Annotated in this window: 15 protein-coding genes, 1 tRNA gene and 1 riboswitch; of the genes, 11 read left to right on the top strand and 5 right to left on the bottom strand. The window is 67.3% G+C overall.

Going from position 1 to position 14,051, the window contains the following annotated elements; all coding sequences use genetic code 11:
• Positions 1-17: 17 nt before the first annotated feature.
• The 7 genes from sufC (at position 18) to A9A59_RS06920 (ending at position 5,838) form a co-directional block, all read left to right on the top strand.
• Positions 18-770, top strand: a complete 753-nt coding sequence (gene sufC / locus A9A59_RS06950; protein WP_098503590.1) for a Fe-S cluster assembly ATPase SufC — start codon at positions 18-20, stop codon at positions 768-770.
• Between the two features lie 55 nt (positions 771-825).
• On the top strand, positions 826-2,229 hold the full coding sequence (sufB, locus tag A9A59_RS06945) for a Fe-S cluster assembly protein SufB (RefSeq protein WP_098503589.1): 1,404 nt from the start codon (positions 826-828) through the stop codon (positions 2,227-2,229).
• A 65-nt stretch (positions 2,230-2,294) separates the two neighbouring features.
• Positions 2,295-3,509: a SufB/SufD family protein gene (locus tag A9A59_RS06940; RefSeq protein ID WP_165772561.1), complete on the top strand. Its 1,215-nt coding sequence runs from the start codon at positions 2,295-2,297 to the stop codon at positions 3,507-3,509.
• 17 nt (positions 3,510-3,526) lie between these two features.
• A complete protein-coding gene (locus A9A59_RS06935) occupies positions 3,527-3,820 on the top strand; it encodes a non-heme iron oxygenase ferredoxin subunit (protein ID WP_278286823.1) in 294 nt (97 codons plus the stop codon).
• A 12-nt stretch (positions 3,821-3,832) separates the two neighbouring features.
• Positions 3,833-5,083 carry a cysteine desulfurase gene (locus A9A59_RS06930; RefSeq protein ID WP_098503586.1) on the top strand — a complete coding sequence of 417 codons (1,251 nt, stop codon included), beginning with the start codon at positions 3,833-3,835 and terminating at the stop codon, positions 5,081-5,083.
• Positions 5,061-5,519: a Fe-S cluster assembly sulfur transfer protein SufU gene (gene sufU, locus A9A59_RS06925; protein ID WP_098503585.1), complete on the top strand. Its 459-nt coding sequence runs from the start codon at positions 5,061-5,063 to the stop codon at positions 5,517-5,519. Before A9A59_RS06930 ends, sufU begins: the two co-directional genes overlap by 23 nt.
• Complete coding sequence (locus A9A59_RS06920) at positions 5,512-5,838, top strand: metal-sulfur cluster assembly factor (RefSeq protein ID WP_278286822.1); 327 nt, start codon at positions 5,512-5,514, stop codon at positions 5,836-5,838. The genes sufU and A9A59_RS06920 overlap by 8 nt, the downstream gene beginning before the upstream one ends.
• A gap of 10 nt (positions 5,839-5,848) precedes the next feature.
• On the opposite strand, the gene A9A59_RS06915 is transcribed toward A9A59_RS06920, so the two are convergent.
• Both A9A59_RS06915 and A9A59_RS06910 read right to left on the bottom strand, forming a co-directional pair.
• Entirely contained in the window at positions 5,849-6,640 is a 792-nt protein-coding gene (locus tag A9A59_RS06915; protein ID WP_098503584.1) for an enoyl-CoA hydratase/isomerase family protein, read from the bottom strand.
• Positions 6,641-6,713: 73 nt separating this feature from the next.
• On the bottom strand, positions 6,714-8,483 hold the full coding sequence (locus A9A59_RS06910; protein WP_133117542.1) for a glycosyltransferase family 2 protein: 1,770 nt from the start codon (positions 8,481-8,483) through the stop codon (positions 6,714-6,716).
• A riboswitch (cyclic di-AMP (ydaO/yuaA leader) is annotated at positions 8,479-8,633 on the bottom strand. It overlaps the preceding gene by 5 nt.
• A gap of 80 nt (positions 8,634-8,713) precedes the next feature.
• On the opposite strand from A9A59_RS06910, the gene A9A59_RS06905 reads away from it, so the two are divergent.
• The 3 genes from A9A59_RS06905 (at position 8,714) to A9A59_RS06895 (ending at position 11,970) form a co-directional block, all read left to right on the top strand.
• Positions 8,714-9,433, top strand: coding sequence for an alpha/beta hydrolase family protein (locus tag A9A59_RS06905; RefSeq protein WP_098503582.1), 720 nt, complete (start codon positions 8,714-8,716; stop codon positions 9,431-9,433).
• Positions 9,434-9,502: 69 nt separating this feature from the next.
• Positions 9,503-11,149: a thiamine pyrophosphate-binding protein gene (locus tag A9A59_RS06900; protein WP_278286821.1), complete on the top strand. Its 1,647-nt coding sequence runs from the start codon at positions 9,503-9,505 to the stop codon at positions 11,147-11,149.
• Positions 11,150-11,181: 32 nt separating this feature from the next.
• Positions 11,182-11,970, top strand: coding sequence for an enoyl-CoA hydratase/isomerase family protein (locus A9A59_RS06895; RefSeq protein WP_098503581.1), 789 nt, complete (start codon positions 11,182-11,184; stop codon positions 11,968-11,970).
• Between the two features lie 15 nt (positions 11,971-11,985).
• On the opposite strand, the gene A9A59_RS06890 is transcribed toward A9A59_RS06895, so the two are convergent.
• Complete coding sequence (locus tag A9A59_RS06890; protein ID WP_098503580.1) at positions 11,986-12,426, bottom strand: CBS domain-containing protein; 441 nt, start codon at positions 12,424-12,426, stop codon at positions 11,986-11,988.
• A gap of 40 nt (positions 12,427-12,466) precedes the next feature.
• Complete coding sequence (locus A9A59_RS06885) at positions 12,467-12,967, bottom strand: pyridoxamine 5'-phosphate oxidase family protein (RefSeq protein ID WP_098503579.1); 501 nt, start codon at positions 12,965-12,967, stop codon at positions 12,467-12,469.
• Positions 12,968-13,018: 51 nt separating this feature from the next.
• Here A9A59_RS06885 and A9A59_RS06880 point away from each other — a divergent pair.
• A tRNA-Gly gene (locus A9A59_RS06880) sits at positions 13,019-13,092 on the top strand.
• A gap of 68 nt (positions 13,093-13,160) precedes the next feature.
• Here A9A59_RS06880 and A9A59_RS06875 read toward each other — a convergent pair.
• Positions 13,161-13,979 carry a GGDEF domain-containing protein gene (locus tag A9A59_RS06875; protein WP_098503578.1) on the bottom strand — a complete coding sequence of 273 codons (819 nt, stop codon included), beginning with the start codon at positions 13,977-13,979 and terminating at the stop codon, positions 13,161-13,163.
• Between the last annotated feature and the right edge of the window lie 72 nt (positions 13,980-14,051).

Below are 14,051 nucleotides of genomic sequence, written 5' to 3'. Positions count from 1 at the left end.
CAAAGGAGAAGAAGCTGATGACCGCACTCCTGGAGATCCGCGACCTGCGGGCCTCGATCGGTGACAGGGAGATCCTGAAGGGGCTCAACCTCGTCATCAACGCCGGCGAAATCCACGCAATCATGGGCCCGAACGGCTCCGGCAAGAGCACGCTGGCGAACGTCCTGATGGGCAACCCGGCCTACACGGTGACGGGGGGTGACATCCTGTTCAAGGGCGAGTCGATCCTGGAGATGTCGCCCGATGAGCGGGCGCGGAAGGGGCTGTTCCTGGCCTTCCAGTACCCGGTGCCGATCCCGGGCGTGACGCTGGTGAACTTCCTGCGGCAGGCGGTGAACGCGGTGCGCGGCGAGGAAGTTCCCATCCGGGAATTCCGGGAGAAGCTCTTCAGCAAGATGGAGCTGCTGAAGGTGGACCAGGACTTTGCCCGCCGGTACGTGAACGATGGTTTCAGCGGCGGTGAAAAGAAGCGCGCCGAGATGCTGCAGATGGCGGTTCTCGAGCCGGCGATGGCGATCCTGGACGAGACGGACTCGGGCCTGGATATCGACGCGCTGCGGACGGTGGCCGAGGCGGTCAACAAGCTGATGAACCCGAACATGGGGCTGCTGCTGATTACCCACTATCAGCGGCTGCTGAACTACATCCGGCCGCAGTTCGTGCATGTGCTAGTCGACGGCCGCATTGCACGCTCAGGCGGCCCGGAGCTGGCGGAGTACCTGGAAGCCCGCGGGTATGACGAGTTCCTCGCGGAGCTTGCGAAGGCATAACCCTCGCCGGGGCGGAGCTGCCCCCCCGCGCGTCATCGAGAGGAGAAGAGGGGAAATGACGACGGCACCTGAAGCGATCGTTGGCGAATACAAGTGGGGGTTCTACGACCCGGAGGAGGCGCTGTTCAAGGCGAACAAGGGCCTGAGCCGGGAGATCGTGAACATCATCTCGGACATGAAGGGCGAGCCGCAGTGGATGCGCGAGTTCCGGCTGCGGGCGCTCGAGATCTTCTGGCAGAAGCAGGACCCGCCCTGGGGCAGCCCGCAGCTGAAAGAGATCAACTTCGACGACATCCACTACTACGTGAAGGCGACCGACCGGGACGAGCGCTCGTGGGATGACGTGCCGGAGTACATCCGGCGGACGTTCGACCGGCTCGGTATTCCGGAGGCGGAGCGGAAGTACCTCGCGGGCGTTGGCGCGCAATACGACTCCGAGGTGGTGTACCACAACATCCGCGAGGACCTGGAGAAGCAGGGCGTCATCTTCCTCGGCACCGACCAGGCGCTGAAGGAGCACGAGGATATCTTCAAGGAGTACTTCGGGACGGTGGTGCCGCCGGCCGACAACCGGTACGCAGCGCTGAACAGCGCGGTGTGGAGCGGGGGCTCGTTCATCTACGTCCCGAAGGGCGTGAAGGTGGAGATCCCGCTGCAGGCGTACTTCCGCATCAACACCCAGAACATGGGGCAGTTCGAGCGGACGCTGATCATCGCGGACGAGGGGAGCCAGGTGCACTACGTCGAGGGGTGCACGGCGCCTATCTACCGGAGCGACTCGCTGCATAGCGCGGTGGTTGAGATCATCGTGAAGCGAGGCGCCCGGGTCCGGTACACGACGATCCAGAACTGGTCGAACAACGTGTACAACCTGGTGACGAAGCGCGCGGTGGCGTACCAGGACGCGGTGATGGAGTGGGTGGACGGCAACCTGGGTTCGAAGCTCACGATGAAGTACCCGAGCGTGTACCTGATGGAGCCGGGCGCGCACGGCGAGATTCTTTCGCTGGCGTTTGCCGGGAAGGGCCAGCACCAGGACGCCGGCGGCAAGATTGTGCACGCGGCCTCGAACACGACGTCGACGATCATCTCGAAGTCGCTCAGCAAGGACGGCGGCCGGACGAGCTACCGGGGCCTGCTGAAGGTCTACGAGGGGTGCGAGAACGTGAAGTCGACGGTGCGGTGCGACGCGCTGCTGCTGGACGAGGAGTCGCGCTCGGACACGTACCCGACGATGGAGATCGACGCGCCGGACGTGCACATCCAGCACGAGGCGTACGTTTCGAAGCTTGGCGAAGACCAGCTGTTCTACCTGATGAGCCGCGGGCTTTCGGAAGAGGCGGCGGCGAAGATGATCGTGAACGGCTTCGTGGAGCCTATCGTGAAGGAGCTCCCGATGGAGTACGCCGTGGAGCTGAACCGGCTCATCGAGCTGCAGATGGAGGGTGCGGTCGGCTGAGGCCGGCCCACCCGCCGACCCCCGCGATGGAAGCCCGGCACGGTGCGTGCCGGCGGAGGAGTTCTATGACATCGACAACCGAGGAACTGGTCCGAGTTGCGCCTGCGGCACGGGCGCTGGGCGAACAGCTGGGCGACCCCGCCTGGCTGGCCCGCCTGCGCGCCGAGGCTGCGGCGCTGGCCGATGCACTCGACTGGCCGGACAGTTACCAGTCGCGGCCGTGGAAGTACTACGATGCGCGGTCGATCGACCTGGCGCGCTACCCGGTCGAACAGGATGAATCGATTGCAGTCGAGGCCGACGACGCCGTCACGGTCACGACGCACGGGTTCGCCGAGGGGGCGACGGCGGAGCGGCTGTCACAGCGGCTCGGGACTGCGGTATCGCCTGGGACGGACCGCTTCACCGCACTGCACTACGCGTTCCTCCGCGAGGCGGTTATCGTCGATGTGCCGGCGAATGCCGAGCCGGCGACGCCGGTGCGTATCCGCCGGTCGGTGAGCGGCGCGCAGCTGACGACGCCGCACACGGTGATTGTGACGGGTCCGAACAGCCGGGTGACGGTGGTCGAGGAGTACGCCTCGGACGATGCGGAGACCCTTGCGATTCCGGTCGCGGAGATTTTCCCGGGCCCGGGCTCGGAGGTTCGCTACTACGTTGTGCATCGCTGGGGGCCGGCGACCCGGTCATTCGGGTACCAGCGGATGCTGGGCGCGGAGCGGGATGCCGCCTTCCAGAACCTGCAGCTCGTGCTGAGCGGGCGGGTGGTGAAGGGGCAGATGGAGTCGTCGCTCCTCGGCCGGGGCACCGCGAGCGAGCTGCTGGGCCTGGCGTACGGGCGCGGCGAGGAGTACGTCGATTTCTACACGCTGCAGGACCACATCGGGCCGGACACGCGAAGCGACCTGCTGTACAAGGCGGCGCTGCGCGATTCGGCGCGGTCGGTGTACTACGGGCTGACGAGAGTCGGCGTGGAGGCGAAGAACGCCGATGCGAACCAGGAGAACCGGAACCTGCTCCTGAGCAAGACGGCCCGAGCGGACAGCGACCCGGTGCTGGAGATCCTGACGAGCAATGTCATCCGTGCGTCGCACGGGGCGACGGCCGGGCCGGTGGACGAGGAGCAGCTTTTTTACCTGCAGACGCGCGGCATCCCGCGCCCTGTCGCCGAGGGGATGCTCGTGTGGGCGTTCCTCGAGGAGGTGATTGGGCGGGTGCCGGAGGGCGGCCTGCGGGAGGAGCTCCTTGGGATGCTCGAGGCGAAGGTGAGGGGCAGCTGATGGGCTGGACTGCCGCCATGGCAACAGACGCGGTGGCGCCGGGCACGGCGAAAGTGTTCGAAGCCGGGGGACGGCGGATCGCCGTCTGCAACACCGGCGACGGGTATTACGCAATCGACGACGTTTGTACCCATGACGGCGGCCCGCTCGACCAGGGGCAGCTGAGCGGCAAGGAGATAGAGTGCCCACGGCACGGGGCGCGGTTCGACGTGACGACCGGCCGGGCGCTCTGTCTGCCTGCTGTGCGGCCGGTGCGCACCTACCCGGTGCGCGTCTCGGACGGCGTGATCGAAGTCGAGCTGCCCACCTGAAGGAGGTGCCCGGTGCTTGACGTACGGCGTATTCGGCAGGACTTTCCGATCCTGCGGCAGCAGGTCAACGGGCGACCGCTCGTGTACCTCGATAATGCGGCGACGACGCAGAAGCCGCGGCAGGTGATCGAGGCGCTCGTACGGTACTACGAGACATCGAACGCCAACATCCACCGGGGCATCCACACGCTAGCGACGCGGGCCACCGAGCAGTACGAGGATGCGCGGCGGAAGGTGGCGCGGTTCATCGGGGCGCGCGGCCCGGAGGAAGTGGTGTTTACCCGGAACGCGACAGAGGCGATCAACCTTGTCGCGCGGGCGTGGGGCGATGAGCATGTCGGCGAGGGCGACGAAATCGTCCTCACGCTGATGGAGCACCACTCGAACATCGTGCCCTGGCAGCTGCTGGCGCGGCGGAAGGGCGCGACGCTGCGGTACGCGGGCATCACGGGCGACGGGAACCTCGACCTGGACGAGCTTCGGCGACTCATCGGGCCGCGGACAAAGCTGGTGGCCGTGACGCACATGTCGAACGTGCTGGGGACGATCAACCCGGTCGCGGACATCGCGGAGATGGCGCATGCGGCCGGGGCGCTGCTGCTCGTTGACGGCGCGCAGAGCGTGCCCCACCTGCCTGTCGACGTCCAGGAGCTGGGGGCGGACTTCCTCGCGTTTTCGGCGCACAAGATGCTGGGGCCGACGGGGGTGGGGGTGCTTTGGGCGCGGGCGGAGCTGCTGGAAGCGATGCCGCCGTTCCTGGGCGGGGGCGACATGATTGCGGTGGTGCGCCCGGAGAGTTCAACGTGGGCGGAGCTCCCGCACAAGTTCGAAGCCGGGACGCCGAACATCGCGGACGTCATTGCGTTCGGAGCGGCGGTCGACTACCTCGCGGATATCGGGATGGCGAACGTCCGGCGGCACGAGGAGGAGCTGACGGAGCTGGCCCTCGAGCGGCTGCGGCGCGTGCCCGGCCTGCGGGTGTTTGGGCCGGCGGCGGCATCCGAACGGGGCGGTGTGGTGAGCTTCTCGATGGAGGCGGCGCACCCGCACGATGTGGCGACGATCGCCGACGGGTACGGGGTGGCGATCCGGGCTGGGCACCACTGCGCGCAGCTGCTGATGCGCGCGCTCGGCGTGCCAGCGACGAGCCGGGCGAGCTTCAGTATCTACAACGGCGCCGACGACATCGAGGCGCTGGTCGAGGCGCTCGAAGGGGTGAATCGCGTGTTCGGAGAGGGACGTGAGCGAGCCGCCGTTCGATGACCTGTACCGGGACCTGATCCTGGACCATTACCGGCGGCCCCGGAACCACGGGCCGCTGCCAGCGCCGACCGCGCAGGCGGAAGGGGTGAACCCGGTGTGCGGCGACGAGATTCATCTCGACCTCGCGGTCGATGACGGGGTGCTCGCGGACCTCGGCTTCTGGGGGCAGGGGTGTTCGATTTCGCAGGCGAGCGCCTCGATGCTGACGGAACGGCTGAAGGGGCGCCCGCTGGCCGAAGCCGAGGAGGTTGCCGGGAAGGTACGATCGATGCTGGTGGAGGGCGCACCGCCGGACCCATCGCTCGGCGACCTTGAGGCGCTCGAGGGGGTTGCGAAGCTGCCGGTACGGGTGAAGTGCGCGCTCCTCGCGTGGAACGTTTTGCTTGAAGCGCTGCGGCAGGCGAAGGCCGCCGCACAGGAGGAACGACATGGCTGAGACCGAAACGCCGCAGGTGCCGACCTACGAACAGCTGCGGGAGAAGCTCCGGGAGGTGAAGGACCCGGAGATCAACATGAGCATCGTGGACCTTGGGCTGGTGTATGACATCCAGTACGACAACGGTGACGTGCTGGTGACGATGACGCTGACGAGCCCGGGGTGCCCGCTCGGCCCGATTATCCGGGGAGAGGCGTATGCCAAGCTGCGGGAGCTCCCGGGCGTGAAGGACGTCGACGTGCAGATCGTCTGGAACCCGCCGTGGGATCCGCGGACGATGGCGAGCGAGGACGTGAAGATGGCGCTCGGGATCTGGTGACGGGAAGGGGTCAGCGCCCCTTCCACTCCGGGTCGCGATGTTCGAGGAAGGCGCGGACGCCTTCTTTGAAGTCCTCACTCGCGAAGAGGCGGGTGATGGTGGCCGTGCTGTCGGCCAGGTGGTCCATGGGGTCACGGGTGAGGGACTGGTAGAGGAGCCGCTTCGTCTCTGCGATGGCGAGCGGCGAACCACGGGAGACCTCGTGGGCGAAGGCGAGCGTCCGCTCCATCAGCTCGGCGTCGGGCACGACCTCATGAACGTAGCCGATGTCGAGGGCGCGGGTCGCGGAGATGATTTCCCCGGAATAAAGCAGGTAGGCGGCGTTTTGCAGGCCGACGATGCGGGAGAGGAGCCAGGTGCCTGCGGCGGTATCCGGAATGAGGCCGCGGTGAACGAAGACCCAGCCGAAGCGGGCGGATTCGGCGGCGATGCGGAAATCGCACTGCGACGTGAACTCGACGCCGACGCCGATGGCGACGCCGTTGACGGCGGCAATGGTGGGCTTGGGGATTGAGGCGAAGGTCCAGGGGGCGGGACGGTTTTCGCTGTAGGCGCGGCCATAGGTTTCGGCGCGGCCGGCGGTGGGCGGCTGGCCGGAGAGCTGCTGGAGGTCGGTGCCTGCGCTGAAGGCGCGGCCGGTGCCGGTGAGGATGAGGGCGCGGACGCGATCGTCGGAGCCGGCCTGGCGGACAGCGTCTTCGATGGCCCCGAGCATTTCGTAGGTGATGGCGTTCATCTTTTCGGGGCGGTTGAGGCGCAGGACGGCGGTGGAGCCTTCGAGGGTGTATTCGACGTCGGGCACGGGCAGGGGCCTCCGCGGATTGCTGCGGATGGCACGATACGGGATTTGCCGGGGCTTCGCGACGTCCGGTCGGCTACTTGCCGCCGGCGACAACGACGGCTTCGCCGGGCTCCGGTTCGGGGACCACCGCCGTGCGGACGGGCAGGCCACGGCTGCCTTTTTCGGCGACGCGGTAGACGAGGCCCCTGCCGGAAGCGAGCTTCCACTGGGCGTGGAGGGCCGGCAGGCTTGCGAAGAAGAAGGTGATGACGGCCATGAGCGGCCACATCAGGAGCCCGGTGAGGTAGACCCAGCGGGACACATAGGCCGGGCGCGGGCCGCGAGTCCGCAGCTCGAAGACGATCATGACCAGGAGCGGGAAGAGGCAGAGGCCGACGAGGATGCCCGGGAGGTTGAGCCACATGGTCGGCTCGAAGATGCCTTCGGGGCCGATGCGGAACCAGCGGGACGGTTCGAGGAGGTGCTCCGGGTGCCAGCCGGTGCCCGGGACCGGGTACCGGTGGACCCACCAGCCCGGGAGGGGGGCATCGAATTGAGCTGCGAAGCGGGACGGCAGGAAGATGCCGAGAGTGACGATGTACCACTGGGCAGCCCAGAGGACGTGGACTTTCGTGACGGCCCCGGCGAGGACAAGGCGGCGGCGCCAGGAGAGCGGGGACCGCGGGTGCATGGCGGCGCGCCAGGCGTAGGGAATGTCGCTGGCGCCCCAGGCGTGGCGGACCGACTGGGCGTAATGGGCTTTCAGCGTCTTCCAGTAGCCATCGGCGAGGACGCAGTCGTTGCCGAGCGGGAGGAAGAGCGGCTCGACGTTGACGTCATCGCCCAGCGTGTAGGCGCACTTGAGGTAGAGGTGCCAGTCCTCGGGGATGACCTCTTCGTCCCAGTAGTCGACTTCGTGGAGCATCTGCCAGGAGAGGGAGTAGCAGCTGGTCGGGAAGCGGACGCTGCCGGGGATGAGAAGGTTGGAGGTGCGGTTGATGCCGGAGAGGCCATCGGGAATGCGGAGGGGGGCGGGGATTTCCCAGATGTTGTTCGAGTTGAAGATGGTGGGCTGCCAGAAGGTGCGGTAGGGCTTCTTCGCTGCCAGGAAAAGGTAGTTGAGGGCGGCGAAGTGGGAGGGATGGAAGACGGCGTCGGCGTCGCAGCTGGTGACAGTGTAGCGGCGGATGTCGTCGCCGCCGTTTTCGATGAGGCGGATGTGGGCTTCGCGGGCGGCCCAGGCTTCGTTGGAGCCCTTGCCAGGCGTTTCGCCGGGGAGGCCGGCCGGGTGGAAGGTGGCGAAGATGTCGGCAAAGACGCCGGGGTAGCGGGCGATAAGCCGAGCGGCCTTTTCGCGGGCGCCGGGTTCGCGGTCCTCCATGGCGAGGACGACGACCAGCTGGCTGGCGACCGACTGGGCGGCGAGGGAATCGATGGTCCGGGCGAGTCCCTCTTCGGACTCTTTGTAGTTGGGGATGATGACGAGGTGGCGGGGCCAGGTCCAGCGGTTGGGGAGGCCCGAGCGGGCGATGTGGGCGGCGTATTTGGCGCGCCAGTCGGTCGCTTTCCAGTGCTTGATGCGGCGGAGGCCGATGGCGCAGGCGATGGCGACGGAGTAGCTGCGGAACAGCCAGTAGACGAAGAAGGCGACGCTCAGGACGGCGAAGAGGAGGGGCGCCTTGAAGGGCCCCCAGAAGATGAAGCTGATGAGGAGGAGGGAGAGGGCGAGGGGGATGGCGTTGCCGAGGCGCTCCCAGAGCGGGGAGCTGGCGTAGACGGAAAGGACCGGCTTTTCGCCGCGAGATTGCGCCGGAACGGCGGAAACGGAAGGCCTGGAGACCATATGCGGGGTGGCCTCGAACAAGGTCTTCCTACGCCGCCGAGGTTAGCTGCCGGGCTGCGGCCGGAGATAGCCGCTCCGCCGTCGCCGGGTTGTGGTGCCGGCCGGGCGGATTCGCCCCGAGAACTGGTTCCCCCGTTCTGCCCGGAGGGGCAGACTAGGCGCTGCGGGCGACGAGCCCGCTTCAGGCATCGTTCGCCCGGTACGCGTAAGCGTCAAGACCCCCGGGCGGCAGCAGATGGACGGAGGAGAGCATGGCAAACGAGCTGCAGGTTCGCGAATCGCTCATCGGCGACATCCGGGAAGTCAATTTCTGGTTCAGGTGCGGGGAGGAGCTGGTGCCGGGGGTGGCCTACCTCCCGGCGGGCACGGAGGAGCTGATGCCGATGGTGCAGATTCAGCACCCGGGAATGGGGAGCAAAGAGGATTACTGGGTGAGCGAAATCGGGATGCGGTGGGCGAAGCGCGGGTGGGTGTGCGTGGGACTGGATGCTCCGCTCCACGGCGAGCGGCAGACGCACGACCCGATGGCGCTCTTCCGCCAGCCGGAGCGGTATGAGGCGTTTCGTGCGCAATTTGCTGCGGAAGTTGGGCGGATGCTCGAGCTGCTGCCGGGCGTGCTGCCGATTGATACGGGGCGGCTGGGATATGTGGGCTACTCGCTGGGGAGCATGATCGGGATTGCGGCCGTGGCGCGGAGCGGTCGCTTTCGGGCGGCTGCGTTCTGCCTGGTGGGCGAGGGCGGGCTCGCGGGGAGTGCGGCCGGGCCGGATTCCGACGTGGCGCGGCTCGGGGGCGTCGCGGTGCGAGTCATTGGGAAGACCGCCGACGAGCTGATTCCGCGGGAGCGGACCGAGGCGCTCTATGCGGCGCTGCCGGGGGAGAAGGACCTGCAGTGGCTCCCCGGCGGGCACTTCGAGATTGGGCCCGACGTGGTGCGGCTTGCGGAAGAGTGGATGGTTGCGAAGCTGTGAGCGGCGGCAGCGGCCTGCGGTGCCGATGCGTATACTCGCGAGCACTGCATACCGGCACTGGAGTTCGCCATGGGGAACATGATCGATGGGGGCGAGATTATCGCCCGGATGATCAAGCAGGAGGGCGTGAGCCACATCTTCACGCTCTCCGGGGGGCACGTCCAGAACATCTACGAGGGCTGCCTGAACAACGACATCGGCATCATCGATACGCGGCATGAGCAGTCGGCCGGGCATGCGGCGGACGGCTATTCGCGGATCACGTTCAAGCCGGGCGTCGCGGTGGTGACGGCCGGGCCTGGTGTCACTGACGTTGTGACAGCAGTAGCGAACGCCTACCAGGCGTCGAGCCCGATGGTGGTGATCGGCGGGCGGTCGCCGCTTCGGCAATACGACATGGGTTCGCTGCAGGACATTGAGCTGCTCGATGTGATGAAGCCGATCACGAAGTGGGCGCAGACGGTCTACGAGACGCGGCGGCTCCCGTACTACATGGCGATGGCGTTCCGTGAGGCGATGACGGGCAGGTACGGGCCGACGTTCCTGCAGGTGCCTTCGGACGTGCTGTTCGGGCGGGTGGATGAAGATTCGCTGGAGTGGCCGCGGAACTACCGGGTGACCGGCGAGATCATGGGCGACCCGGAGCTCATCAAGCAGGCGGCGCAGCTGATCCGGGAGGCGGAGAAGCCGATGGTCATGGCCGGCTCAGGGGTGTTCTGGCACCGGGCGCACCGTGAGCTGGCGGAGTTCGCGCGGGCCGCGGATGTGCCGGTCTACACGAACGCGATGGGGCGCGGCACGCTGCGGCAGGACAACCCGAACTTCTTTTCGCTGTCGCGCAAGCCGGCCTTCGCACAGGCGGACGTCATCGTCATCCTCGGGACGCCGATCGACTTCCGGCTGAAGTACGGGCGGCCGCCGGCGTGGAACCCTGCGGCAAAGGTCATCCAGATTGACATCGATCCGCGGGATATCGGGCGGAACCGGGACTTCACGATCGGTATCGAAGCGAACATCCGGCAGGCGCTCCTCCAGCTTACGTCGGAAATTGGGAAGGCGGAGCACAAGGAGTGGATGACGTACCTGCGGGGGCTCGAGAACCAGGCCGATGAGCAGCGGTCGTACTTCATGAACTCCGATGCGGTGCCGATTCACCCGCTCCGGCTGTGCAAGGAGATTGCGGAGTTCGTGGATGACGACACGATCGTGGTAGGGGACGGGGGCGACATTGTGGCGCTTGCGGCGAGCGTGCTGCCGATCAACAACCCGGGGCAGTGGATGGACCCGGGCCCGTTCGGAACGCTCGGGGTCGGGACCGGGTTCTGCATGGCGGCGGCAGTTGCGGCGCCGGAGAAGAAGGTGCTGATGGTGAACGGCGACGGCACCTTTGGGCTGAACGGGTTCGATTTCGACACGTTTGTGCGGTTTAAGATGCCGATCGTTTCGGTGGTTGGGAACGACCGGTGCTGGCACCAGATTTATGTCGGGCAGAAGGCGCAGTACGGGGAGGGCCGCACCCCGGCGACAGTACTGGGGGACAATGCGCGCTACGACAAGGTGGTGGAGGGCCTCGGCGGCCACGGGGAGTTCGTGGAACACCCGGAGCAGATCAAGGCCGCGATCGAGCGGGCATTCGCCAGCGGGAAGCCGGCGTGCGTGAACGTGATCATGGACCCGGAGCCCGCGGGGGTGAAGGGCGGATACGAGTTCAAGTAAGCCTGCCGGGCACCGGCAGGGAGGTGGGCAGTATGGACCACATCGTGGTGGAACGGGACGGGCGGGTCGCGGTGGTGACGCTGAACCGGCCGGAGGTGATGAACGCGCTCAACCGGCAGATGTATGCCGAGCTGGAGCAGACGTTCCGAGAGCTGCACCGCGACCCGGACGCCTGGTGCATCGTGCTGACGGGCGCAGGGCGGGCGTTCTGCTCGGGCGACGATGTGAAGCAGATCATGCTGGGCGAGCAGCGCGAGGAGACGGTGACCCGGTTGCGCGAAGTGAAGCCCCGCCCGACGCCGGCGGCCGCGGCCATCCTCGAGTGCGACAAGCCGGTAATTGCGGCCGTGAACGGCCCGGCGGTCGGCTGGGGGATGGACCTGGCGCTGTTCGCGGATATCCGGATTGCGTCGGAGCAGGCGAAGTTCGGGGAGCTGTTCATCAAGCGGGGCCTCGTGGCCGACCTCGGCGGGCTGTGGCGGTTGCCGCAGCTTGTCGGGCCCTCGAAGGCGGCGGAGCTGCTGTTTACCGGGGACGTAATCAGCGCGCAGGAGGCGCTGGCGATCGGGCTGGTGTCGCGGGTGGTTCCCCACGAGGAGCTCCTGCCGGCGGCAATGGGCCTGGCGAGGAGAATTGCGGCGAACCCGCCGATCGCGATGCGCTACATGAAGGAAGGGCTGCGGCGCTCGCGCCACGCCACGATGGATGAGATGGGCGAGTTCATCGGGAACGCGCTCGCCTACCTCTTCACCACGGAGGACCACCGGGAGGGCGCCCTGAGCTTTGTCGAACGGCGGGAGCCCGTCTTCAAGGGGCGGTGACCGGGGGCCGGCCGATCAGCTGAGACGGCCGGTGATGTAGTCGGTCATCGCCCGGATGTGGTCTTCCTGGTGGATGGTGACCCAGCGGAGGAGGTCGCCGATGGAGATCATGCCGACGAGGCGGCCATCTTCGATGACGGGCAGGTGGCGGAACCGGCGGCCCGTCATGAGCTGCATGGCCTCCTCCACGTGCCACTCAGGGGAGATGGTTACGGGGTCGCGGGTCATGACCTCGGCGACGCGGGTGAGGGCAGGGTCGCGGCCGGCGTCGACGACCCTGCGGAGGACGTCGCGTTCGGTGAAGATGCCGACGGGCCGTTCGCCTTCGACAACGAGGAGGGCGCCGATGCCCTTTTCGTTCATCTGGCGGACGGCCTCGGCGACGGTGGCGGACCGTTCGACGGTGTAGACGTGGCGGCCCTTCTCGGCGAGGACACTGCTGACGAAGCCGTACATTGGGACCTCCTTGCCGGATGATTCCCAGTATACGGGCCTGTCAAGCGCCGGTTTCGCGGCTGCGGCGGAGGTTGGGCAGTTTGAAGTTGTCCCAGGTGACCACGCGCTCGGGGGTGACGACGACCCAGCGCCAGTTGCGGCCGCGGGCGGTGGCGTCGTTCCGGCGGGGCTCGGCGGGTTCGCCGTGGCCGCCGGCGTACTTTTTGCCCATTTGCCAGCGGACCTCTTCAAGGTGGGGGTCGGCGGCCTCTGCGGCGGCGTCTTCGAGGACGCGGCCCGTGCCCTGGAACATGGCGCCCTGGAGTTCGGGGAACCGCTCGTTGCGGTCGACGAGGACGGTGCAGGTGGGGTTGCGGCGGAGGTTTTCGACCTTCTGGCCGCGGCAGTAGGTGTAGATTTTGCCGCCGGCCCAGCCGAACCAGAGCGGGGTGAGGTTGATGCGGGTGCCCGGGCCGATGGTGGCGATGCGCATGTTCCAGGTGGTGAGCATGAGCTCGTCGAGCTCTTCGGGGGTGAGTGCGAGTTCCTTCGGGATGGGCATGGAGGGGCCTCGTCTGGAGTGGTGCGAGGTGCTATCCTACAGGCGAAGCGGGCGGGTGTGGTTCAATGGCAGAACGCGACCTTCCCAAGGTTGAGACGCGGGTTCGATTCCCGCCATCCGCTCCAGAACGGTGAACGACGGCGCCCCGCGGGAGTCCCGGCGGGGCGTTTTTCGTCAGGGTACGAAGGGTCGGTCAGGCGACGGCGGAGCGGGAGTTCTCAGCGGGAGCGGGGTGCTGTGGTCGGGCGCGCACGGCGACGGCGAGGCTGGCGCCGGGCTCGTGGTTGCGCGCCGCGACGAGGTCGCGCTGGGCACGGCGGAGGAAGTCGCGGACTTCGAGCTCGCCTTCGTAGCCGGTGAGCGAGACGACGGGCGTCAGCCGGGTGGCGTGGTCGTTGGGGATGCAGGCGGCGAGGGCCGGGAGGAGCGCATCGGCCTTCATGGCGGTCGTGGCGATGCGGTCGTCGGCGATGATAGCGGCGAAGATCGGGCCCTGGAGGTGGGCGACGAAGTCGCCTTCGCCGACGGCGTGGCGGAGCGCCCGGGCGACAGCGGGCAGGAACCGCTCTTCGGGGTTTTTCAGGGTTTCGAAGCCGGTGATATCGGTGAGGGCGAGGGAGAAGCCGCGGCCGTTGCGGACGGAGCGCATCATCTGGCGGCGGAGTTCGAAGACGAAGTGGCGGCTGTTGGGCAGGCCGGTGACCTCGTCTTCGTAGATGCGGCCGCGGAGGCGGTCGATTGCGCGGTGGAAGCGGCGCCCCTGTTCGGATTCTTCGTACCAGAACTGGAGGTGGACGACGATGAAGAGGAGGGTGGTGAAGCCGAGCACGAACCAGTTCGTGCCGCCGCCGCGGGCGATGACGGTTTGTGCCTGGACGCAGAAGACGAGGAGCCAGACTGCGAACGTGGCGGGGCGGAGCAGCCGGACGGCGAGGGGGGTTTCGACGGAGCCGAGGGCGGACTGCTCGGCTGGCGGCAGGAGGAAGGCGTTGAGGACGGGCGGTTTATTCATGGGCGGCCCCGTTGGGTCTCATTGAGAGAGATCGAACGGGGCGCCAATCCCAAACAGGGAGCGTTTGTAAAC

This window comes from Tepidiforma thermophila, assembly GCF_002563855.1.
GTDB classification, from domain to species: domain Bacteria; phylum Chloroflexota; class Dehalococcoidia; order Tepidiformales; family Tepidiformaceae; genus Tepidiforma; species Tepidiforma thermophila.
Note: the sequence above shows the minus strand (reverse complement) of the source record. Positions and strands in the feature narration are given on the sequence as shown.

Bases quoted from the DNA above. Each gene is read 5' to 3' on its own strand.
- sufC (WP_098503590.1), top strand. From the start codon at position 18: ATGACCGCACTCCTGGAGATCCGCGACCTGCGGGCCTCGATCGGTGAC.
- sufB (WP_098503589.1), top strand. From the start codon at position 826: ATGACGACGGCACCTGAAGCGATCGTTGGCGAATACAAGTGGGGGTTC.
- A9A59_RS06940 (WP_165772561.1), top strand. From the start codon at position 2,295: ATGACATCGACAACCGAGGAACTGGTCCGAGTTGCGCCTGCGGCACGG.
- A9A59_RS06935 (WP_278286823.1), top strand. From the start codon at position 3,527: ATGGCAACAGACGCGGTGGCGCCGGGCACGGCGAAAGTGTTCGAAGCC.
- A9A59_RS06920 (WP_278286822.1), top strand. From the start codon at position 5,512: ATGGCTGAGACCGAAACGCCGCAGGTGCCGACCTACGAACAGCTGCGG.
- A9A59_RS06905 (WP_098503582.1), top strand. From the start codon at position 8,714: ATGGCAAACGAGCTGCAGGTTCGCGAATCGCTCATCGGCGACATCCGG.
- A9A59_RS06900 (WP_278286821.1), top strand. From the start codon at position 9,503: ATGGGGAACATGATCGATGGGGGCGAGATTATCGCCCGGATGATCAAG.
- A9A59_RS06895 (WP_098503581.1), top strand. From the start codon at position 11,182: ATGGACCACATCGTGGTGGAACGGGACGGGCGGGTCGCGGTGGTGACG.
- A9A59_RS06890 (WP_098503580.1), bottom strand. From the start codon at position 12,426: ATGTACGGCTTCGTCAGCAGTGTCCTCGCCGAGAAGGGCCGCCACGTC.
- A9A59_RS06885 (WP_098503579.1), bottom strand. From the start codon at position 12,967: ATGCCCATCCCGAAGGAACTCGCACTCACCCCCGAAGAGCTCGACGAG.
- A9A59_RS06875 (WP_098503578.1), bottom strand. From the start codon at position 13,979: ATGAATAAACCGCCCGTCCTCAACGCCTTCCTCCTGCCGCCAGCCGAG.